The sequence below is a fragment of the Alistipes senegalensis JC50 genome, from assembly GCF_025145645.1.
GTDB classification, from domain to species: Bacteria; Bacteroidota; Bacteroidia; order Bacteroidales; family Rikenellaceae; genus Alistipes; species Alistipes senegalensis.
Genome location: NZ_CP102252.1, coordinates 485,152 through 504,893, shown reverse-complemented (window position 1 = coordinate 504,893; position 19,742 = coordinate 485,152). Strand labels below are relative to the sequence as shown.

The window sequence follows — 19,742 nt, the reverse complement described above, 5'->3', positions numbered from 1 at the left end:
CTACTTGTTTTTGCTTGCGTATGCCAGTGCGTACAGCCGCATCTGCTTGACCATCGACACCAGCCCGTTGGCCCGCGTGGGCGAGAGGTTGGCCGAAAGTCCGATGGCGTCGATGAAATAGAGCTCCGTGTCGAGAATCTCCTGCGGCGTGCGGCCGTTCAGCACGCGGATCAATAACGCGATAATGCCCTTGGTTATTATGGCGTCGCTGTCCGCCGCGTAGAAAACCTTCCCGTCTTCGAGCCTTGCGTCGACCCAGACCCGCGACTGGCACCCTTCGATGAGGTACTGCCCGGTGCGGTGCTCGGGGTCGATCGGGGGGAGCGTCTCGCTCAGACCGATCAGGTAGTCGTATTTGTCCAGCCAGTCGTCGAAGACGGAAAATTCCTCGATGATTTCGTCCTGTATCTTGTCCATGATGCGTGTTGATTGAAAGTTCTTACAAATCCACGATCTCCTCCAGCACTTCGCCTTCCGAGGCCGCCGGTTCGCGGATGCCCGCCAGCCGCGCCAGCGTCGGGGCCACGGCGGTCATGTCCACGCGGCGGTTCACCCGCTGCATGCCGGCGCCTTTGCCGTAGAAGACCAGCGGCACTTCGGTGTCGTAGCCGTACATCGAGCCGGACATCGACCAGCAGCGCTCCTGCTCTTCGATCCATCCGGGCATCAGGTTCAGGATCACGTCGCCCGAACGCCGGGGGTAGAAGCTGTTCTGCATCCGCCGGGCGTATCCGCTGCCGAAATAGCTCGTGCGCATGGCCGTGGCGGCCAGCGCGTGGGAGATGCCCCGGAACTGCATGGCGAAGATGGCCACTTCGTTCTGCACCTCGGCGAGGTTCAGCCCCCGTTCGTAGATGAGGTTGTGGTTGAGCCACACGCTCCGGTCGCTGTACTCCACCACCCAGTCGCCCACGCCGTAGCGGACGTTGAGGAATCCGTTGACGATCACCTCGAACTGCCGCGGGTTGAAGCGGTCGGCCTCCTCCGGACCTGCGTCGTAGGAGGGGCTCGTGCCGTGGTCGGAGGTGAGCACCACCATGACGTTGCCGTCCTTGACCTGCGCGAATACGAAGGTCAGGAAATCCGCCAGGTCGCGGTCCAGCCGGTAGTACATGTCCTCGACCTCGACCGACTCGGGACCGTAGGCTTCGCTGATGCGGCGCGGTACGTCGAGGCAGATGTTCAGCAGGTCGGGCACTTTGTCGTCCCCGAGTTTGTATTGCGCGATGGCCTGCTTGGCCAGCCCCAGCACGGCGGTGTTGCCCGCCGGGGTGTAGAGCAGGCGTTCGAAATCGCCGGTCAGCTTCAGGCGTCCCGAGCCGTTCAGGTCCTGTTCTTTCCGGTTCTTGCCCGCCAGCGCGATGTCGTGGTTGCGCGTGTTGAGGTAGCGGCCGCGTTCGAGCAGTGTGCGCCACTCGGTCGAGATGTACGAGAGGTTGTAACGCTCGCGGTTGCTGCGGTCGATCCACTCGGGAACCGCGGGCGCATAGTAGGGCGAGGTCACCCAGTCGCAGCGCGCCGAGTCGAGCCAGAAGACCTCCCCGGCGCGTCCGGCCATCACCACGGCCGACACGGCTTCGGCGGCTACGGTCACCGAGCGGCTGCCGGGAGCGTGCCGCAGGAGCGTTTCCGAGAGCGTCGGGGCGATCAGGTTGTAGGCTCCGGGACCCTGGCGTCCGACGGTGAGTCCGACGATCCGGTTGGTGGTGTAGTCCACCCAGCGCGAGCCGATCACGCCGTGGGTCGAGGGCATGGCCCCCGTGGTGAGTGTGGCCAGCGATACGGGCGTGGTGGTTTGCAGGTAGTCGTAGCGGCTGTCGGTGTAGACCGTGCCGCCCTCGGTGAGCCTGCGGAAGCCCCCTTCGCCGAAATTGGCGGCGTAGCGGTCGAGGTCTTCGCCGCGCATCGAGCCGACGACGATCTGGACGATCAGCCGGGGCTGCGCCGCAGCGCTCTGGAGTGCCGCCGCAGCGGCTATGGCATACAGGAAGAGTCTTTTTGTCATCTGCGTAATGGAATTGACCGCAAATTTACGAATTTATTTCGATACATCGGCGGAAACCGGCCGCTTCCGACTGAAAATCGACCTCCGGAAGTGCGGCGATGCGTTCCAGCTGGCGGCGACAGAAGGCGCGGTGCGCCTCGCCCTGCGGGTTGCGGGGGCGGTGGGCCGCCGCTGCGACGACGGCTTCGACCTCCGGGAGGAGCTTCCGGGCGCGGTCGGTGAGGACCGTCCCGGCGAATTTCTCCCAGATGTACGCGACGGCCTGCGGGGCGGGGTGCACGAGGTCGTCGGCATAGAAGCGGTAGTCGCGCAGGTCGTCGGTGACGATCTCGTAGGCGGGGAAATATTCGACGCACCCGAACCTTTGCCTCAGCTCCTCCGCGGCCAGCCGCAGCACGGCCTTGCTCACGGCGTTGCCGGGCAGGGTGTCCCCGACGTGGCGGACCGGGCTGACCGTCAGAATGATCTGCTTTCCGGCGAGCGGCCCTTCGAGCAGTTCCGCGAATGTTTCCGCAATCTCTTCGACCGAAAGCCTCCGTCTGGAAAACTCCGCGGCGGGCCTTCGGTGGCAGTTGGCGACGATCTCGCCGCCGTGCTCGTAGACCCATGCGGTGCCGAAGGTGAGGAGCACGCGGTCGGCCGTGCGGAGCGCTTCGGCCCCGGCCTGCCGTGCGGCGTTCATCCGTGCGAGAGCCTCTTCGGCCGTCGGGGCTGAGAGGTCGCCGTGGAATCCGAAATGGTACCACACCTCGCCGTCGAATCCCAGCTCCTCCCATCCGACGGGCGCGGGATCGGCGTAACTGCGAATCGCCGCGGCGATCGACAGCGGGTTGAAGAGGATGCCCGAGGGATTCGCCGTGACGCGGAATTTGGCTTCGGCGAGCTTTCCGGCGATGTGTGCGGCGAAGCACGACCCGAGCGTCAGCACGCGGTTTTCGTAGCCGATCTGCACGCCGGAGGGCGATGGTTCGATTTCGGTGCGGAATTTCATACGGCAAAAATAGAAAATTCTTACCTTTGTTCCATGATTCTGAAAGCAAACTGCAAAATAAATCTGGGCCTCGACATCCTGCGCCGCCGCGCGGACGGATTCCACGATCTGGAGACCGTGATGTTCCCCGTTGCGGGTCTTTACGACGAGGTGGAGGCGGTGCGTACCGATACGCCCGGCGTCGCCTTCCGGGCCGAAGGGCTGGCCGTGGACTGCGTCCCGGAGGAGAACATCTGCGTGAAGGCTTTCCGGCTGATGCAGCGGCGTTACGGCGTGGACGGGGTCGCGCTCCGGCTCGACAAGCGCGTGCCGTTCGGCGCGGGGCTGGGCGGCGGTTCGTCGGACGGTACGGCGGTGCTGCTGGCTGTCAACGAGTTGTTTGCGCTCGGGCTGTCCGAAGCGGAGCTGATCGCGTGCGCCGCCGAGCTGGGCAGCGACACGGCCTTTTTCGTCCGCAACACCCCGCAGCTGTGTACGGGGCGGGGCGAGGTGATGGAGCCTTATCCGCTGGACCTGAGCGGGATGACGCTCGTGATCGTCAAACCCGACGAGGGGGTCTCGACCCGCGAAGCCTATGCCGGAGTGCGGCCCCGGGTGCCGGAAATCCCGCTGGCGGAGCGTTTGCGGCGTCCCGTCGCGGAGTGGCAGGGCTCGGTGACCAACGATTTCGAGCGGCATATCCTCGCCGCGCGTCCGGCCATCCGTGCGGCCAAGGAGCGTCTGCTGGAGGCCGGGGCTGTGTACGCCTCGATGTCGGGCAGCGGCTCGGCGGTCTTCGGACTCTTCGCCGGGCACGGAAAAGGCGAGCGGCTGAAAGCCCTCTCGCCCTTCGTTTTCGAGTTGTGAATCCCGCTTATTTGCAGCCGCCGACGGGCATTTTGGCGATGCGCGCCTCGTGGCGTCCGCCTTCGAACCCGGCGGCGAAGTAGGCGTCGAGCATCTTGACGGCCTCGTCGTTGGTGATGAAGCGCGCCGGGAAGACGATGACATTGGCATCGTTGTGGCGGCGGATCAGCGAGGCGACCTCGGGGTCCCAGCAAAGACCTGCACGGATGCCCTGGTGCTTGTTGAGCGTCATGGTCATCCCTTCGCCCGAGCCGCAGAGCGCGACGCCGCGTTCCACTTCGCCCTTCTCGATGGCCTCGGCCAGCGGGTGTGCGAAATCCGGGTAATCGACGCTTTCGGGCGAGTGCGGACCGAAGTCGAGCACGTCGTAGCCCATAGCGTCGAGATAACCTACCAGAAATTCTTTCATTTCGTAGCCGGCGTGGTCGCTGGCGATACCTATTTTTTTCATCCTATATCGGTTTGTTTGTGTTCTATCGTACAAATATAGTGAAAGTCGAGCGCAATGCCGCATTGCCGAGACGCATCCTATATTCTGCAAATATATATAAATTTGGCGTTACACGGCATTTCCGGTTCCGGATTTATGCTATTTTTGCACCGTGAAAATCCTGTTCGCCATACTGGGCTGCATCGCTTTCGCGCTGGGCATCGTCGGCATCTTCCTGCCGTTGCTGCCCACCACGCCGTTTCTGCTGCTGGCGGCGGCCCTTTGGGTCCGCTCGTCGCCGCGGCTCTATGCGTGGCTCCTGTCGCACCGCTGTTTCGGCGAATACATCCGCAACTTCCGCGAAAACCGCGCCATACCCCTGCGTGCCAAAATCTTTTCCATCGTCCTGATGTGGGCGGCGATGCTTTACTGCATCTTCGGAATACTGGACGGGCGGCGGTGGGCGCAGCTGGCTCTGCTGGCCGTGGCCGTCGGCGTCACGTGGCACATCCTCTCGTTCGCAACGCTGCGCAAGTGATTTCCCGGCTTAAAAAGCCGGTTTTAGGGGGGGGACGGTTCGTTTCCGGTCCGGGTCTGCGCAATCCCCGGTTCATTTATCCGGTATTCCTTCGGAAACCTTTTCCTCGCTCGAAATCAGCTTCGTCAGGCGGTATTTCACCTCGTAGTCGCCCTTCGCGTCGTCGTATTCGGCGACGGGCTGTATCCGGATACGGGCCTCGAAGCCCGGTTCGAAATCGAAGCCCTCGATCTCCCACGGGAACGGCTCCCACTGCGGGTCGGTGTAGCGCATGTCCTTGAACCAATAGGCCGCCATCCGGTCGTCGGCGCGCCGGGAGGCGATGGTGACCTCGAACTCCGGACTGAATTGCAGCGGATCGACATCCGACTGCATCGGCGTGCGCGAGATCGGCTTTTCCATCGTGTAGCGGTATCCGGGGCCGTCGGCCGGGGGATCGGGGATGGGGTCGATGCGGACGAGCATCTCGGTCTGATACCCTTTTTCGAACGTGAAGCCCTCGATGTGTGCCGTGGATATTTCCCACCCGGCGTTCGGGCCTTTCTTGACGATGTAGGCGGGGACGTGGCCGAAGCGCATGAAGATGCCGGCGACGCCCTTTTCGGAAGCCACGGTCCAGATTTCGACGCGCGATTCGTCGTCGTCGCAGCTGCCGAGCGCGAGCGGCAGCAGGAGCAGCAGGAAGCGAAGTTTTTTCATAGGAGCAGATGTTTCCCGTAAAACGGAGCAGATGCCCCGATACTGCACGGATTATGCAAAAAAAACGGACCGAAGTCCGTTTTTTTGTCATGCCAGATAGCGTTCCGCGACGCTTATCAGAAATCCGACCAGCACGGCGTTGAGCAGCGTCGGTACCGGGCGGCTCTCCTTGCCCGAACCCACGATCGCCGCGGGGATGGCGACCATCAGCGCGACACCCATGCCGTCGGCCCACCAGGGCAGGTAGGGCAGGTCGCTGTAAAACGTGATGACGGCGGCGAACAGATAGACGCAGAACGCCGCGAAGCAGTGGCGGAACGTCGCTTTCTGGGCGATCATCGGGATCGCCACCAGCGCCCCGGCGGCGGCGCCCACGACCAACGAAAGGGTGAAACGGTCCATCGTCCCGAAGAGTTATTTCGCCGCGCGTTTGCGGTCGTTTTCGTTCAGCAGGATCTTCCGCAGACGCATGGCGTGGGGCGTGACCTCGACGTATTCGTCGCCCTGGATGTATTCGAGGGCCTCCTCCAACGTGAAGACCTTCGGCGGGGCGATCGAGGTCTTTTCGTCGGAACCCGAAGCGCGCATGTTGGTGAGCTGCTTGGACTTGGTGACGTTGACCGTGATGTCGTTCTGGCGCGTGTGCTCGCCGATGACCTGTCCTTCGTAGACCTGATCCATCGGGTTGATGAAGAAGCGGCCGCGGTCCTGCAATTTGTCGATCGAATAGGCGTAGGCCGTGCCGGTCTCGCCCGAGATGATCGAGCCGTTGGTGCGCATTTCGATCTCGCCGACCCACGGTTCGAATCCTTTCAGACGGTGGGTCATGATGGCTTCGCCGGCCGTGGCGGTCAGCATGTTCGAGCGCAGGCCGATGATGCCGCGCGAGGGGATGTCGAATTCCAGGCGCGTGCGTTCGCCGTCCGAGGACATGTTGGTCAGCGTGCCTTTGCGGCGCGTGGCGAGGTCGATCACCGTGCCCGAATATTCCTCGGGGCAATCGACGGTCATCTCCTCGATCGGCTCGCATTTCTTGCCGCCGATCTCCTTGACGATGACGTGGGGCTGGCCCACCTGCAATTCGTAGCCTTCGCGGCGCATGGTCTCGATCAGCACCGAGAGGTGCAGCACGCCGCGGCCGAAGACGTTGAACGAGTCGGCCGAGGGGCCCGGGGTCACGCGCAGGGCGAGATTCTTCTCCAGTTCGCGGTCGAGGCGCTCCTTGATGTGACGCGAGGTGACGTATTTGCCGTCCTTGCCGAAGAAGGGCGAGTTGTTGATCGTGAAGAGCATCGACATCGTGGGTTCGTCGATGGCGATGGGGGGCAGCGGTTCGGGATTCTCGTAGTCGCAGACCGTGTCGCCGATCTCGAATCCCTCGATGCCCATGATGGCGCAGATCTCTCCGCAGGGGACCTCCTCGACCTTCTTCTTGCCGAGGCCCTCGAAGACCATCAGCTCCTTGATCCGGGTCTTTTGCATCGTCACGCCGTCGCGCTTGGCGAGGGTGACCATCTGGCCCGATTTGAGCGATCCGCGCGTGACCTTGCCCACGGCGATACGCCCCGTGTAGGAGGAGTATTCGAGCGAGGTGACGAGCATCTGCGGCGTGCCCTCGACGATGGCCGGTTCGGGAATCTCGTCGATGATGGCGTCCAGCAGCGGCACGATCGAGTCGGTCGGTTCGTTCCACTTGTGCGACATCCAGCCCTGCTTGGCCGAGCCGTAGATGGTCTTGTAGTCGAGCTGCTCCTCGGTGGCGTCGAGCGAGAACATCAGGTCGAAGACCTGTTCGTTGACCACCTCGGGGCGGCAGTTGGGCTTGTCCACCTTGTTGATCACGACGATGGGCTTCTTGCCCAGCGCGAGGGCCTTTTGCAGCACGAAGCGCGTCTGGGGCATCGTGCCCTCGAAAGCATCGACCAGCAGCAGCACGCCGTCGCACATGTTCAGCACGCGCTCGACCTCGCCGCCGAAGTCGGCGTGGCCCGGGGTGTCGATGATGTTGATCTTATAGTCCTTGTAGATGACCGAAACGTTCTTCGAGAGGATCGTGATGCCGCGTTCGCGTTCCAGGTCGTTGTTGTCCAGTATGAGTTCGCCGGCCGGCTTGGCGTTGTCCCGCAGGATGTGTCCTGCCAGAATCATCTTGTCCACGAGTGTGGTTTTGCCGTGATCGACGTGGGCAATAATCGCAATATTGCGCAGTTTTTGCATAGAAATTTATTTTGTGGTGCAAAGGTAACAAATTCTCGGGAAATTATACTAATTTTGCTCGATTCCTAAAAAAGTTAAATAATGGAACCTCTCTTCAACGTCCGCTCCCGGAGCGGGATTTACATCGGCCCCGTGAAAGACATTCTTTCGGGGGTGCTTCCCGAAGGGCGTGTGGTGGTGGTCTCGGACGCCACGATCGACCGTCTGTACCACCCGCTGCTCGAAAAATACGACACCGTATTGATCGGCCTGGGCGAGAGCGTCAAGACCTTGCAGACCGTCGAGACGATCTACCGCCGTTTCATCGAGCTGGGCGTGGACCGTTCGACCTTCGTGCTGGCCGTCGGGGGCGGGATCGTCACCGACGTGGCGGGGTTCGCCGCCTCGACCTACATGCGCGGACTGAAGTTCGGGTTCGTCTCGACGACGCTGCTGGGGCAGGTCGATGCTTCGGTCGGCGGCAAGAACGGCGTGAACGTCGATGGGTACAAGAACATGGCCGGGACCTTCACCCAGCCGCAGTTCGTGATCTGCGACCCCGGGCTGCTGCGGACACTTCCGGACCGGGAGTTCCGCGCGGGGCTGGCCGAGGTGGTCAAGGCCGCGATCATCGCCGACGCCGATCTGTTCGGACGCATCGAAAACACGACTTTCGAGGCGCTGCGCACCGATACGGACCTGCTGACCGACGCCGTTTCGGCGGCGATACGGGTCAAGGCCGACATCGTCGAACGGGACGAGCATGAGTCGGGAGACCGCCGCAAGCTCAACCTCGGGCATACGCTGGCCCACGCCATCGAGAAGTGCTCCAACCGCATGAACCACGGCGAGGCCGTGGCCGTCGGCACGGCGCTGATCGCCGGAGCCGCGGTGAAGCTGGGGGTGCTGAGCGAAGCCGACCGCGACCGGATCGTGCATGTGCTCATGCAGCTGGGCTTCGACCTGACGCCTCCGGTGGATGTGAAACGTCTGCTGAAGGAGGTCGGCAAGGACAAGAAGAACGAGGAGGGCATTTTGCGCATCGTCCTGCCGGTCGGGATCGGCGACTGCGAGGTGCGGCCGATGAAGATAGATGACTTCGCGGCGCTGTACGTCTGAATCCGTGTCCGGCGCTGTTCGCCCGAATCCATTCAAAGAAAAAATCCGGTCGATTCGACCGGATTTTTTCTTTCTATTCCTGATAGCGTTTGCGGAGGCTTTCCGCATAGGCTTCCCAGTCCGTGATGGGTTTTCTGGCCACGCACGAATCCACCGCGGCGCGGGCTACGGCCGGGGCGACGGTGCACAGCAGGCGCGGATCGAGCGGCTTGGGGATCAGGTAATCGCGTCCGAATTCGAGTTTTTCGACTCCGTAGGCCCGTGCGACCTGGGCAGGAACCGGTTCGCGGGTCAACTCGGCCAGCGCGTGCGCGGCGGCGAGCTTCATCGCCTCGTTGATCTTCGTGGCCCGCACGTCGAGGGCTCCGCGGAAGATGTAGGGGAATCCCAGCACGTTGTTGACCTGGTTCGGGTAGTCCGAACGCCCCGTGGCGAAGATGATGTCGGGGCGCGAGGCCATCGCCTTGTCGTAGGCGATTTCGGGATCGGGGTTGGCCAGGGCCATCACGATCGGGTTTTCGGCCATCGTGCGCAGCATCTCGGGCGTCAGCGTGTCGGCCTTCGAAACGCCCAGGAAGATGTCGGCGCCCTGCACCGCTTCGGCCAGCGTCGAGATGCGCCGCGTGGTGGCGAGTTCGCGCTTCATGGGGTTGATGTCCTCGCGGTAGACCGTGACGACGCCCTGGCTGTCGCAGAGCACCACGTTCTCCTTGCGGATGCCGAGTCCGATGAACAGCCGTGCGCAGGCGATGGCGGCGGCTCCCGCGCCGTTGACCACCACGCGCATCCGGTCGAGCTGCTTGCCCGCGATCTTCGCGCCGTTGAGCAGCGCCGCCGAAGAGATGATCGCCGTGCCGTGCTGATCGTCGTGCATCAGCGGAATGTCGAGTTCGTCGCGCAGCCGCCGTTCGATTTCGAAGCACTCCGGGGCCTTGATGTCCTCGAGGTTGATGCCTCCGAAGGTGGGGGCGATGGCCTTCACCGTACGGATGAACTCCTCGGGGTCGGTCGTATCGACTTCGATGTCGAAGGCGTCGATTCCGGCGTAGGTCTTGAAGAGCATGCTCTTGCCCTCCATGACGGGTTTGGCGGCCAGCGGACCGATGTTGCCCAGTCCGAGCACGGCCGTGCCGTTCGAGATCACGGCCACGAGGTTGCCCTTGCCGGTGTACTTGTATACGTCGTCCGGGTTGTCGGCGATGGCCAGCGAGGGCGCCGCCACTCCGGGCGAATAGGCCAGCGACAGGTCGTACTGCGTGTGGTAGGGTTTTGTCGGGACGATCCCGATCTTACCGGGACGGCCCTCGCTGTGGTAGCGCAGCGCCGCTTCGTCGAGTTGCGTTTTTGTGCTCATCTCTCTCATTTTCCGTTAGTAACCTAATAACACCAACGACAAATATAGCACAAAAATCGCTCCGATCTTAACTTTTTTTAGGATTTTCTGAAATTATTTTAGAAATAAAATCGCAGACCGCCTCCGAACTGGACGCGGAAGATGCCTGCCGGATTCAGTTCGAAGCCATCGCCCACGTCCGGCGAGCCGACGATCAGCCATTGTCCGCTGATGCCGGCCTTGTCGCCTCGATGCCGGCCGAGAGGCGCAATCGGGGGCGTCTGGGATTCATAAAGGGTTGGTAGATGGGTATGGGACGGCTTCGCGGTCAGAAAAGCGATGCCTCTCCGTCGCGCGGATGGGTCAATCCGAGGTGCTCGTAGGCCAGCGGCGTCGCTTCGCGGCCGCGGGGTGTGCGTTTGAGGAAACCCTCCTTGATCAGGAACGGTTCGTAGACCTCCTCGATCGTCCCGGCCTCTTCGCCCACGGCCGTGGCCACGGTGTTGAGACCCACGGGACCGCCGTTGAATTTCTCGATGATGGCCCCCAGTATCTTGTTGTCCATCTGGTCCAGACCCCGCGAGTCGATGTTCAGCGCCGCGAGGGCGATGCGCGTGATTTCGAGGTCGATATGCCCCTCGCCCTTGACCATGGCGAAGTCCCGGACGCGCCGCAGCAGGGCGTTGGCGATACGCGGCGTGCCGCGTGAACGCAGGGCCACTTCGTGCGCCGCATCGTCGTCGATCGAAACGTCGAGGATGCGGGCCGAACGCTTCACGATTCCGGCCAGCACCGGGGCGTCGTAGTATTCCAGGTGGCAGGTGATGCCGAAGCGCGCCCTCAGGGGCGAGGTCAGCAGGCCGCTGCGCGTCGTGGCGCCGATCAGCGTGAAGGGTGCCAGTTCGATCTGGATCGAACGCGCCGAGGGGCCTTTGTCCAGCACGATGTCGATCTTGTAGTCCTCCATCGCCGAGTAGAGGTACTCCTCGACGATCGGGCTGAGGCGGTGTATCTCGTCGATGAAGAGCACGTCGCCCGGGTTGAGGTTCGTCAGCAGGCCCGCCAGGTCGCCCGGCTTGTCCAGCACGGGACCCGACGTGAGCCGCAGCTGCGCCCCCATCTCGTTGGCGATGATGTTCGCAAGGGTGGTCTTGCCCAGTCCCGGGGGGCCGTGCAGCAACACGTGGTCGAGCGAGTCGCCGCGCATGAGCGCCGCCTTGATGAAGATGCGGAGATTTTCGACGATCTTGTCCTGGCCGGAGAAGTTTTCGAGCTCCTGCGGGCGGATCTTGTTTTCGAATTCGAGATCGCTTTCGGTGTTGCGTACGATAGACATAATGCAAAGATAGCGATTTTCGGCGAATGTACAAACCGAACGTCCGGAAGCGAACGCTCCCGGACGCAGGTTCGGACACTCCGCCCGTCAGCTCAGCCGGATGGTCTTTCTCAGCCGGATGTCCTCGCTCGAAGCGCCGATGCGGATTTCGAATTCGCCCGGCTCGACGGTCCGGTTCATGTTGCTGTCGAGCAGTTCCAGATGCGAGGGCGTGATCTCGAAGCTGACGCTCTTCGTCTCGCCCGGTTCGAGCGTCACGCGCTCGAAGCCCCGCAGGACCGATTCGTAGGTCACCACGCTCGAGAACTTGTCGCTGACGTAGAGCTGCACGACCTCGTCGCCGCGGCGGTCGCCCGTGTTGGTCACGTCGCAGGTTACGCGGAACGAACCCTGCGTGTGCGATGGTTCGGGGGTGATCCGGAGGTTCCCGTAGGCGAACGTCGTGTAGCTCAGCCCGTAGCCGAAGGGGTAGATCGACCCCAGCACGCGGGTCACGCCGCCGCCGTTGGGGCCCTTGCGGGGCTGTGCGCCGTGGGAACCCTTCTTGTAGGGGAAGTTCAGCTCGATCTGTCCGGTGCTCCGCGGGAAGGTGATCGTGAGTTTGCCGCCCGGGTTGTAGTCGCCGAAGAGGGTTTCGGCGATGGCCGTGCCGCCCTGCACGCTCGGGAACCAGCTTTCGAGGATGGCCGGGACGTTTTGCGCCGCCCAGTTGACGGTCAGCGGCTGGCCGTTGACGAGCACCAGCACCACGGGGACGCCCGTGGCGTGGAGCGCTTCGAGCAGTTGCTGCTGGCGTCCGGGGAGTTCGAGCGAAGTGCGCGAATGGCTCTCGCCCACACGTTTGTCGTCCTCGCCCAGCACGGCGACGATCACGTCGCAGCCCGCGGCCTGCTTCACCGCTTCGTCGATGCCGGCCCGCTCGGCGGCCGTGAGGGGTCCCGGGGCAAGCTCCGAATCGGGGAATCCGGCGTCCACGACATCGCAGCCCTTGGCGTAGCGCACCTCGGCGGCGGCGCCCAGGTAGTTGCGGATGCCGTCGAGGACGGTCACCGTCGGAAGGTCGTTGGGGCCGTAGCGGCTGATCATGAAGTTGTCCTCGTCGGCCAGCGGTCCGGCGACCAGCACGCGGGCGGTCTTTTTCTTGTCGAGGGGCAGGATTTTGTCCTCGTTTTTCAGCAGCACGAGCGACTGGCGCTGGATGTCGAGCACGAAATCCGCGTGTTTGTCGGCACCGGCTTGGGCGACGGCCTCTTCGGGGTCGTTATAGGGATCGTCGAAGAGCCCGAGACGGAATTTGACCCGCAGGACCTCGCGCACGCGCTGGTCCACGACCTCCATCGAGAGGCGTCCCTCTTCGACGAGTTTCCGCACCGGGAGGATGAACCGCGCCGGGGGCGAGAAGTTCGTGCGCACGTTCAGACCCGCTTCGAGCACCTGACGCACGGCCTCCTCGTAGGTTTCCGCCACGGCGTGCTTGGTGTGGACGTACTCCACGGCCTCGCTGTCGCTGACCACGTAGCCGTCGAAGCCGTATTCGTGGCGCAGCAGGTCGGTGAGGAAATAGCGGCTGGCGGTCACCGGAACGCCGTCCCAGTCGTTGTAGCTGCTCATGACGCCCATCGGCCGGGCTTCGCGGATCACGCGGCGGAACGGATAGAGGTACATCTGGTGGAGTTCGCGCGGGGCGATGTGGGGATCGGTGCGGCAGTTGCCGTCGCGGCCGCCCTTCGGGACGCTGTAAGCCGCATAGTGTTTGAGCGTCGAGGCGACGCCCTGCGACTGGATGCCGCGGACCATCTCGACGCCCAGTTCGGCGATCAGGAACGGGTCTTCGCCGTAGCACTCCACGACGCGGCCCCAGCGGGGATCGCGCGCCACGTCGAGGATCGGGGCGTAGACGTTCCGGTAACCCAGGACCCGGGCTTCGAGTCCGGCGATCTCGCCCGCACGGCGCACCAGCGCCCGGTTCCAGGTCGATCCGATGGCGATGGGCGCCGGGAGCGGCGTGGCGCGGCTGTGGTTCAGTCCGTGGATGCCCTCGTTGGTGAACTCCGCGGGGATGCCCAGCCGGGTCTGCTCGACGAACCAGCGCTGGATCGTGTTCTTCGCCTCGACGTGGCCCGTGTAGTCGGAGACCAGATGCGGCGTCGTGCGCAGGCTCTTGCCCACGCCGTTGAGCATCTCGTCGATGTTGGCGATGCCGTCCTTCCAGACCTCGTTCTTCCACTCCGCGGTGGGCAGCGAGTCGCGCAGCACGCGGCCGTAGCCGTAGAGCGTGGCCAGCTGGCAGCTCTTCTCTTCGAGGGTCATGCGGCCGAGCAGGTCCTCGACCCGTTCGTCGAGGCTGCGCGAGGGGTCCTCGTAGGGGTCCATGCGGCCGTTTTTGTTGAAGTCGATCCAGCCTTTGCGGTAGATCGTCTCGGGTGTCGTCTTCCGTGCCTCGGCGGTCGTCGCGGAGACGGCGGCTGCGAACAGCAGGATTGCAACAGCGGTTTTCTTCATCGTTTCGGTTTTTCGGTTTTAGTTTCAAAGATACGTTTCCGAAGTCAAAATTACAAGCGATCGGCTGCCGGGATTGAACCGATCGTACATTTTTCCGCGACGATCGTCCGAAAAACACACTCCGGGGCATAAAAAAAACCGGTCCGCAACGCTGCGGACCGGGACAGGCTCTGCCTCCGGGAGTGGCTACTTCTCCTGCGGCAGATCGAGTTTGATCTCCTTGTCGCCGTTCTCGCGGGTCGGCAGAAGCAGGTTGATGCCCTTCTTGCCTTCCAGTTCGGCGGCGATGTCCGTGAGGTCGAACGACACGTAGAATCCGCTGTCGTATCCGCCTGCGTCGTCTCCGGCGTCGTGACGCACCACGACATCGAGGTACCCCTCGGCGCTCTCCTTGAATTCAGTTGTTCCCGACTTGTCCACGGCCAGCGTGAACGTGTGCTTGCTGTTGTCGCGGACGGCGTAGAGCGCGTAGAAGGTCAGCCACTCTTTCGAGAGGTTGAACAGCTCCTTGCTGTCCTTGAAGCCCGTCTTGGCCGTGCCCAGTGCTTCGAGTTCCTCGGCCGTGTTCACGACCTGGGCCTTGCCGGTAAAGATCTCGTCAACGGCGTAAAGCGCGATGTTGTAGTCGTAGTCGGGCACGCTTTCCTTCAGCAGGTTGAACCAGATGATCGCCCGCTGACGCTCCTTGCCCTTGTAGTCGGGGACGCGGGTTTTGTCGCTCGGGTAGAGCTTTTCGCCGTTGTCGCGCTGGAAATAGTAGTCCGCGCTGGCTTCGCCCTCTTCGCCTCCGATGGTGCGGACGGTCGTGATGAGCGGCGTGTATCTCGGATAATCGCCGTCGGTGTCGTCGTTGCAGGAAGTAAACGCGAAGACGGCCATAGCCGCGATAAGGAATAAACCGATTTTTTTCATAATGTCCGTATTTTATGTTACCTTTCGCTCTTAAAACGTCCGGCAGGGCGGAATACTGCACGCGGAAGAAAAAAATTTGATCCCGTGCAGTCTTTCGGCTTTTGCTGCATTTATATGTGTGAACTGGTAATGCCGATGGAGGAACAGATACTGGCCGAAGGGTGCAGAAAGGGGGACGATACAGCCCGCAGGGAGCTGTACGACCGCTATGCAGGCCGTTTGCTGGCGATCTGCATGCGCTACTCCGGAGACCGGGCCACGGCCGAAGACCTGCTTCACGACGCATTCCTGAAGATATACGGCGCCTTCGACCGGTTCACATACCGCGGACCCGGATCGCTCAGGGCCTGGATCGAGCGTATCACCGTGAACGTGGCGCTCGAATGGATACGCAGCCGCAACCGGCTGGGAAGCGTCGCCCTCGACGAGGGCAAGGCCGCGGCGGAGGTCGCCGAGCCCGACGCATCGGAGATGGCGAGGGTCCCGCGCGAGGTGCTGATGCGGTTCGTGAGCGAGCTGCCCGAAGGCTACCGGACGGTGTTCAACCTCTACTGCATCGAGGAGTATTCCCACCGGGAGATCGCCCGGATGCTGGGGATCAACGAGAAAAGCTCCTCTTCGCAGTTGTTCCGGGCCCGGACCATGCTGGCCCGCAAGCTCAGGGACTATTTGGATACGCATTAGAAAGAGTTTATGAAACGGAATAAAGATTGGACCGATGTCATGCGGAACGCGCTCCGCGACGCCGAACTTCCGCCCCCGGCGGGAGGATGGGAGCGTCTGGAACGCGAACTGGGCGGTGCGGCCCCGGGGCCCGGAGCTTCGGAGACGGCTGCGCCCCGCGGTTCCGTATGGCGGATCTATTGGCCGCGGATTGCTGCCGCTGCCGCTGTCGTTCTGCTCGGGGTCGTTGCAGGTGATTATATGCTCCGGCCGGACAAGGCGTTGGAAAATGATGGGAATGTTATCGCATCGGCAGTGGGAGAGGAGGCAACCGCGGTAACCATGCCGCAGCCCCGCGAGGCGGAATCCGTGCAGGAGACGCTCGCCCGGGTTGCAGGGCTCGCCGACGTGCGGACCGCGGCTCCTGCCGTGCAGCGGCCGGAACTGCTCGCCGCGGCGGTGAAGCCTGCGGCGAAAACGACGACGGCGGAAACGATCGCGGAAACGACGACGGCGGAGACGGAACGGGCGGCGGCAGCCGAACCGGAGGCCGTGACTGCGGCGGATGCCGTTGCGGACGGAGTTTCCGCGCAGCGGACGGCGGCGGAGAGTTCGCAGCCGGCGGCGGAACCGGCGGCGAATACGGCCGGAGAGCGTCCCGCCACCCGCTCGAAGGCCGGGGTGTCGGCCCGGACGGCGTACTACGACGAACCGCTCACGGCCTATAAGCCTCCGCGCCGGAAAACTTCGCTGTCGGCCTTTGCGGCCGGCGGCGTATCGGGAGCCTCCGGCGGGAACGGCGCCGCACCGTGGATGTACTCTTCGGTGACGAACGACGTGTCGTCGATCGTCGGGAACGGCGACAACCTGTCGCTCATGGTTCGCAACGATTACAATGAAAATTCGTTCCGCCACCACCAGCCGCTGAGCTTCGGACTCACCGTGCGGAAAGAGTTCGCCCACGGGCTCTCGCTCGAAAGCGGCGTGAACTACACGCTGCTGCGCTCGGATGTGACGGTCAAGTACTCGTCGGAGGATGTGAGCCAGAAGCTCCATTTCATCGGCATTCCCCTGCGTATGAACTGGCAGTTCCTGGAGCGCGGGAGGTTCTCTTTATATATAGGTGCGGGCGGCATGGCCGAGAAATGCGTTTCGGCCAAATTCGGCTCGGAGTCCGTGGACGAACCGGGCGTGCAGTGGTCGGCTCTGGCGGCGGTCGGTGCGCAGTACCGGCTGGGCGGCCTGGTGGGGCTCTATTTCGAACCCGAAGGATCGTATTATTTTACGGAGACCCGGTTGAAGACGGCCCGGACGGATTCTCCCCTCACGCTGACCCTGAGACTGGGCGTACGCCTCTCATTCTAAAACAAATTTCGCAAATCGCACATTTATTGCAGGAGGAAGTTCGCACGGGGGTGCGGGCCTCCTTTTGGCGTTTGGGCCGAATGCGCCACCGTTATGACTAAAAGTGTTATTTTTTATTGTCCGATTGAAATTTGTTATTATTTTTGTTGGATAAAAGAACGGGAACCGATCTCGTGCGAGAAGAAAAAAAAGCACAAGTACGGATTTTCGCACTTGTGCCTGGTAGTCCCGACGGGAATCGAACCCATATCGTAAGAACCGGAATCTTATATTCTATCCATTGAACTACGGGACCGGGAGTGCAAAGATGCAAAAAAAAATTAATTATACGAAAAAAAATGCGGGAAAAGCAGAATAATTGGCAAAGAATCGAGGCTGTGATCAAATGGGCCAACATGTCAACGAACTATTTCGCGCGGCATATCGGTCTTGCGCGAGGGGAAAATCTTTACCAGATCAAACGGGGCAACAACGGCATTTCGCTCGATGTGGCCGACAGGATCGTTGCTAAATTTCCTCAGGTGGACAAGCTGTGGCTGCTGACGGGCGAGGGGCAGATGTTCGCCGACGCGCGGACGCGCGGCCCCCAGATCCCTTTTTACGACGTGGATGTCGAACACGGGCTGAAACATCTCGAACACCTGGAGCCCGAAAGCAATCTGATTCTCTCCCCGGTGGGGGCGTGCGACCTGGCGATGTGCTATACGGGCCGCGCGATGGGGGCGCTCGTGCCGCCCGGGACGGTGGTGCTGCTGAAGGCCGTGGACCGCGATGCGATTATTCCGGGGGGAGAATATGCGATTGTCTCCCGAAAAATTGTAACTTTGCGGATAGTTCGGGCCGCCGACGAGGAGGACAAAGTCCGCCTGGTGGCCGGAGACCGTGAGAATTACGACGACATTCTGTTGAACGTCAGCGATATAGTCGCGGTCTACAAGGTAAAGGGAAAATTGATCATAAACAGTTGAAGCGTATGTTTTCAGGCATCGTGGAGCGCACGGCGGAAGTCGTGGCGATCCGGACGGACCGTCAGAACAAGGATTTTACCCTGCGTGCGGATTTCTGCAAGGAGTTGAAAATCGACCAGAGCATAGCACATAACGGCGTATGTTTGACAGTTGTGGACATCACGGAGGACACCTACACCGTGACGGCCATGAAGGAGACGCTCGACAGGAGCAATCTCGGGCTGCTGCGCGAGGGCGACTTGGTCAACCTCGAACGCTCGATGAAGCCCGACGCCCTGCTGGACGGCCACATCGTGCAGGGGCATGTCGATCAGACGGCCGTCTGCACGGCCAAGGAGGACGCCGACGGCAGCTGGTATTTCACCTTCGAGTACGAGCCGCAGGGCGGGGGGCTGTGCACGGTCGAGAAGGGCTCGGTGACGGTGAACGGCGTGAGCCTCACGGTCTGCGACTCGAAAGAGTCGTCGTTCCGCGTGGCGATCATTCCCTACACCTTCGAGCATACGAATTTCTGCCGGATCGGTGTGGGGTCGGTGGTGAATCTCGAATTCGACATCGTGGGCAAGTACATCGCCCGGCTGATGAAAAACTACGTGAAGTAAACCCGAAACATTATGGTGCACATCAAAACGAAGGAGGGGGCGTCGCTGTGGATAGCCCTGCTCGCCGCGGTCATCGTGGCCGCGGGCATGACGTTGCTGGACGTTGTGTGGTGGATCACGCTCTGCACGTCGGCCGGCGTGTTCGTCGTGATGGCGCTCGCGGCGCTGTTCATCATCCGCAAGTACGTGGCTTACAAGCTCAAGCCGATCTATTCGATCGTGCTTTCGCGCGATGTGCACACCAACGAGATTTTTTCGGAACTCAAGGACAAGCGGGTCGAGAACATCGGCGAGGAGCTCACGGCCTGGGCCGACACCAACGACCGGGAGATCGCCCGGCTGAAAGAGGCCGAGTGCTTCCGCAAACAGTATCTGGGCAATGTGGCCCACGAGCTGAAAACCCCGATATTCAATATCCAGGGCTACATTTCGACCCTGCTGGACGGCGGGTTGGAGGACGAGTTGATCAACCGCAAGTATCTCGAACGCGCCGAAAAGAGCATCGACCGCCTGATAAACATCGTCAACGACCTCGACACCATCTCGAAGCTGGAGAGCAGCATGAACAAACTCGATCTGGAGAAGTTCGACGTTGTGGCGCTGGCCAAGGAGATCGCCGAGCAGGCCGAGATGGAGGCCGACCGGAAGGGGATCAAGATCACGGTCAAGGGGGCCGAGAATCTGCCTTCGCCTTTCTGGGTGCTGGCCGACAAGCATTATATCGGTCAGGTTTTCGTCAACCTCATCATCAACTCGGTGCGCTACGGCAAGGAGGGCGGCATGACGCGCGTCCATTTCCGCGACATGCTCGACAAGATTCTGGTGGAGGTCGAGGACAACGGTTCGGGTATCGGCAAGGAGGACCTGCCGCGTGTTTTCGAACGCTTCTACCGCACGGACAAGGGCCGTTCGCGGGAGCAGGGCGGCACGGGACTCGGACTGGCCATCGTCAAGCACATCGTCGAGGCGCACGGCGAGCGGATCACGGTGCGCAGCGAACCCGGAGTGGGCAGCACCTTTTCCTTCACGCTGAAGAAGGTGAATTTGCAGGAGATGAAGTAAGGTTAAAGGTGAAGGGTGAAAGGCTTGGGCCGAAACCCCGATCGAAAGTCCGGCCGATATTTTGAGCGATATTCCGGTTAAAAAACCGGTTGCGTCGCGACAAGTCCCTCCCGAGGGAGGGGTTTGGGGTGGGGTCAGACTTGTAAACGCGGCGGAACGCCGCGAGTACGGCGGC

Annotated in this window: 19 protein-coding genes and 1 tRNA gene; 8 read left to right on the top strand and 12 right to left on the bottom strand. The window is 62.1% G+C overall.

Going from position 1 to position 19,742, the window contains the following annotated elements:
- From NQ519_RS02005 to NQ519_RS01995, 3 genes are read right to left on the bottom strand one after another with little or no spacing between them, the layout of a single operon-like run.
- Positions 1 to 417, bottom strand: coding sequence for a SufE family protein (locus tag NQ519_RS02005; RefSeq protein ID WP_019149737.1), 417 nt, complete (start codon positions 415 to 417; stop codon positions 1 to 3).
- Between the two features lie 22 nt (positions 418 to 439).
- On the bottom strand, positions 440 to 2,005 hold the full coding sequence (locus NQ519_RS02000; RefSeq protein WP_019149738.1) for an alkaline phosphatase family protein: 1,566 nt from the start codon (positions 2,003 to 2,005) through the stop codon (positions 440 to 442).
- Positions 2,006 to 2,030: 25 nt separating this feature from the next.
- A complete protein-coding gene (locus NQ519_RS01995) occupies positions 2,031 to 2,996 on the bottom strand; it encodes a GSCFA domain-containing protein (protein WP_019149739.1) in 966 nt (321 codons plus the stop codon).
- A 33-nt stretch (positions 2,997 to 3,029) separates the two neighbouring features.
- On the opposite strand from NQ519_RS01995, the gene ispE reads away from it, so the two are divergent.
- Entirely contained in the window at positions 3,030 to 3,842 is an 813-nt protein-coding gene (gene ispE, locus NQ519_RS01990; RefSeq protein WP_019149740.1) for a 4-(cytidine 5'-diphospho)-2-C-methyl-D-erythritol kinase, read from the top strand.
- A 7-nt stretch (positions 3,843 to 3,849) separates the two neighbouring features.
- Here the strand turns inward: ispE and rpiB are convergent, their stop codons facing one another.
- Positions 3,850 to 4,293, bottom strand: coding sequence for a ribose 5-phosphate isomerase B (gene rpiB, locus NQ519_RS01985; protein ID WP_019149741.1), 444 nt, complete (start codon positions 4,291 to 4,293; stop codon positions 3,850 to 3,852).
- 151 nt (positions 4,294 to 4,444) lie between these two features.
- Between rpiB and NQ519_RS01980 the strand changes: the two genes are divergently transcribed.
- Positions 4,445 to 4,810, top strand: coding sequence for a YbaN family protein (locus NQ519_RS01980; protein ID WP_019149742.1), 366 nt, complete (start codon positions 4,445 to 4,447; stop codon positions 4,808 to 4,810).
- A 72-nt stretch (positions 4,811 to 4,882) separates the two neighbouring features.
- Here the strand turns inward: NQ519_RS01980 and NQ519_RS01975 are convergent, their stop codons facing one another.
- The 3 genes from NQ519_RS01975 to typA form a co-directional block, all read right to left on the bottom strand.
- Positions 4,883 to 5,509 carry a DUF4377 domain-containing protein gene (locus tag NQ519_RS01975; RefSeq protein WP_019149743.1) on the bottom strand — a complete coding sequence of 209 codons (627 nt, stop codon included), beginning with the start codon at positions 5,507 to 5,509 and terminating at the stop codon, positions 4,883 to 4,885.
- 87 nt (positions 5,510 to 5,596) lie between these two features.
- Entirely contained in the window at positions 5,597 to 5,911 is a 315-nt protein-coding gene (locus NQ519_RS01970) for a hypothetical protein (protein ID WP_019149744.1), read from the bottom strand.
- A 12-nt stretch (positions 5,912 to 5,923) separates the two neighbouring features.
- Positions 5,924 to 7,726, bottom strand: coding sequence for a translational GTPase TypA (gene typA / locus NQ519_RS01965; protein WP_019149745.1), 1,803 nt, complete (start codon positions 7,724 to 7,726; stop codon positions 5,924 to 5,926).
- Between the two features lie 81 nt (positions 7,727 to 7,807).
- Between typA and aroB the strand changes: the two genes are divergently transcribed.
- Entirely contained in the window at positions 7,808 to 8,824 is a 1,017-nt protein-coding gene (gene aroB, locus NQ519_RS01960) for a 3-dehydroquinate synthase (protein ID WP_019149746.1), read from the top strand.
- Positions 8,825 to 8,897: 73 nt separating this feature from the next.
- Here the strand turns inward: aroB and NQ519_RS01955 are convergent, their stop codons facing one another.
- The 4 genes from NQ519_RS01955 to NQ519_RS01940 form a co-directional block, all read right to left on the bottom strand.
- Entirely contained in the window at positions 8,898 to 10,178 is a 1,281-nt protein-coding gene (locus NQ519_RS01955; protein ID WP_026076325.1) for a malic enzyme-like NAD(P)-binding protein, read from the bottom strand.
- Positions 10,179 to 10,485: 307 nt separating this feature from the next.
- The gene (gene ruvB, locus NQ519_RS01950; RefSeq protein WP_019149748.1) at positions 10,486 to 11,493 is read right to left on the bottom strand and encodes a Holliday junction branch migration DNA helicase RuvB; all 1,008 of its coding nucleotides are present in this window, start codon (positions 11,491 to 11,493) and stop codon (positions 10,486 to 10,488) included.
- 87 nt (positions 11,494 to 11,580) lie between these two features.
- On the bottom strand, positions 11,581 to 13,995 hold the full coding sequence (locus NQ519_RS01945; RefSeq protein ID WP_019149749.1) for a glycoside hydrolase family 3 N-terminal domain-containing protein: 2,415 nt from the start codon (positions 13,993 to 13,995) through the stop codon (positions 11,581 to 11,583).
- A 186-nt stretch (positions 13,996 to 14,181) separates the two neighbouring features.
- Complete coding sequence (locus NQ519_RS01940) at positions 14,182 to 14,907, bottom strand: NigD1/NigD2 family lipoprotein (protein WP_019149750.1); 726 nt, start codon at positions 14,905 to 14,907, stop codon at positions 14,182 to 14,184.
- Between the two features lie 135 nt (positions 14,908 to 15,042).
- Here NQ519_RS01940 and NQ519_RS01935 point away from each other — a divergent pair, with 135 nt between their 5' ends.
- Positions 15,043 to 15,591 carry an RNA polymerase sigma factor gene (locus NQ519_RS01935; protein WP_026076326.1) on the top strand — a complete coding sequence of 183 codons (549 nt, stop codon included), beginning with the start codon at positions 15,043 to 15,045 and terminating at the stop codon, positions 15,589 to 15,591.
- 9 nt (positions 15,592 to 15,600) lie between these two features.
- Positions 15,601 to 16,935, top strand: a complete 1,335-nt coding sequence (locus NQ519_RS01930) for a porin family protein (RefSeq protein ID WP_019149752.1) — start codon at positions 15,601 to 15,603, stop codon at positions 16,933 to 16,935.
- A 220-nt stretch (positions 16,936 to 17,155) separates the two neighbouring features.
- Here the strand turns inward: NQ519_RS01930 and NQ519_RS01925 are convergent.
- Positions 17,156 to 17,230 (bottom strand) — tRNA-Arg (locus NQ519_RS01925).
- A 43-nt stretch (positions 17,231 to 17,273) separates the two neighbouring features.
- Between NQ519_RS01925 and NQ519_RS01920 the strand changes: the two genes are divergently transcribed.
- The 3 genes from NQ519_RS01920 to NQ519_RS01910 are packed head-to-tail and all read left to right on the top strand — an operon-like array spanning position 17,274 to position 19,567.
- The gene (locus NQ519_RS01920) at positions 17,274 to 17,903 is read left to right on the top strand and encodes a transcriptional regulator (protein WP_019149753.1); all 630 of its coding nucleotides are present in this window, start codon (positions 17,274 to 17,276) and stop codon (positions 17,901 to 17,903) included.
- A 5-nt stretch (positions 17,904 to 17,908) separates the two neighbouring features.
- On the top strand, positions 17,909 to 18,505 hold the full coding sequence (locus NQ519_RS01915; RefSeq protein ID WP_019149754.1) for a riboflavin synthase: 597 nt from the start codon (positions 17,909 to 17,911) through the stop codon (positions 18,503 to 18,505).
- Positions 18,506 to 18,517: 12 nt separating this feature from the next.
- Positions 18,518 to 19,567, top strand: coding sequence for a sensor histidine kinase (locus tag NQ519_RS01910; protein WP_019149755.1), 1,050 nt, complete (start codon positions 18,518 to 18,520; stop codon positions 19,565 to 19,567).
- Positions 19,568 to 19,742 lie beyond the last annotated feature (175 nt).

Excerpts from the sequence above, each read along its gene's own strand:
- NQ519_RS01975 (WP_019149743.1), bottom strand. The coding sequence starts at position 5,509 with ATGAAAAAACTTCGCTTCCTGCTGCTCCTGCTGCCGCTCGCGCTCGGC.
- ruvB (WP_019149748.1), bottom strand. The coding sequence starts at position 11,493 with ATGTCTATCGTACGCAACACCGAAAGCGATCTCGAATTCGAAAACAAG.
- NQ519_RS01910 (WP_019149755.1), top strand. The coding sequence starts at position 18,518 with ATGGTGCACATCAAAACGAAGGAGGGGGCGTCGCTGTGGATAGCCCTG.
- aroB (WP_019149746.1), top strand. The coding sequence starts at position 7,808 with ATGGAACCTCTCTTCAACGTCCGCTCCCGGAGCGGGATTTACATCGGC.
- NQ519_RS01930 (WP_019149752.1), top strand. The coding sequence starts at position 15,601 with ATGAAACGGAATAAAGATTGGACCGATGTCATGCGGAACGCGCTCCGC.
- NQ519_RS02005 (WP_019149737.1), bottom strand. The coding sequence starts at position 417 with ATGGACAAGATACAGGACGAAATCATCGAGGAATTTTCCGTCTTCGAC.
- NQ519_RS01970 (WP_019149744.1), bottom strand. The coding sequence starts at position 5,911 with ATGGACCGTTTCACCCTTTCGTTGGTCGTGGGCGCCGCCGCCGGGGCG.
- NQ519_RS01915 (WP_019149754.1), top strand. The coding sequence starts at position 17,909 with ATGTTTTCAGGCATCGTGGAGCGCACGGCGGAAGTCGTGGCGATCCGG.
- rpiB (WP_019149741.1), bottom strand. The coding sequence starts at position 4,293 with ATGAAAAAAATAGGTATCGCCAGCGACCACGCCGGCTACGAAATGAAA.
- NQ519_RS02000 (WP_019149738.1), bottom strand. The coding sequence starts at position 2,005 with ATGACAAAAAGACTCTTCCTGTATGCCATAGCCGCTGCGGCGGCACTC.
- NQ519_RS01920 (WP_019149753.1), top strand. The coding sequence starts at position 17,274 with ATGCGGGAAAAGCAGAATAATTGGCAAAGAATCGAGGCTGTGATCAAA.
- NQ519_RS01945 (WP_019149749.1), bottom strand. The coding sequence starts at position 13,995 with ATGAAGAAAACCGCTGTTGCAATCCTGCTGTTCGCAGCCGCCGTCTCC.
- typA (WP_019149745.1), bottom strand. The coding sequence starts at position 7,726 with ATGCAAAAACTGCGCAATATTGCGATTATTGCCCACGTCGATCACGGC.
- NQ519_RS01940 (WP_019149750.1), bottom strand. The coding sequence starts at position 14,907 with ATGAAAAAAATCGGTTTATTCCTTATCGCGGCTATGGCCGTCTTCGCG.
- ispE (WP_019149740.1), top strand. The coding sequence starts at position 3,030 with ATGATTCTGAAAGCAAACTGCAAAATAAATCTGGGCCTCGACATCCTG.
- NQ519_RS01995 (WP_019149739.1), bottom strand. The coding sequence starts at position 2,996 with ATGAAATTCCGCACCGAAATCGAACCATCGCCCTCCGGCGTGCAGATC.
- NQ519_RS01935 (WP_026076326.1), top strand. The coding sequence starts at position 15,043 with ATGGAGGAACAGATACTGGCCGAAGGGTGCAGAAAGGGGGACGATACA.
- NQ519_RS01955 (WP_026076325.1), bottom strand. The coding sequence starts at position 10,178 with ATGAGCACAAAAACGCAACTCGACGAAGCGGCGCTGCGCTACCACAGC.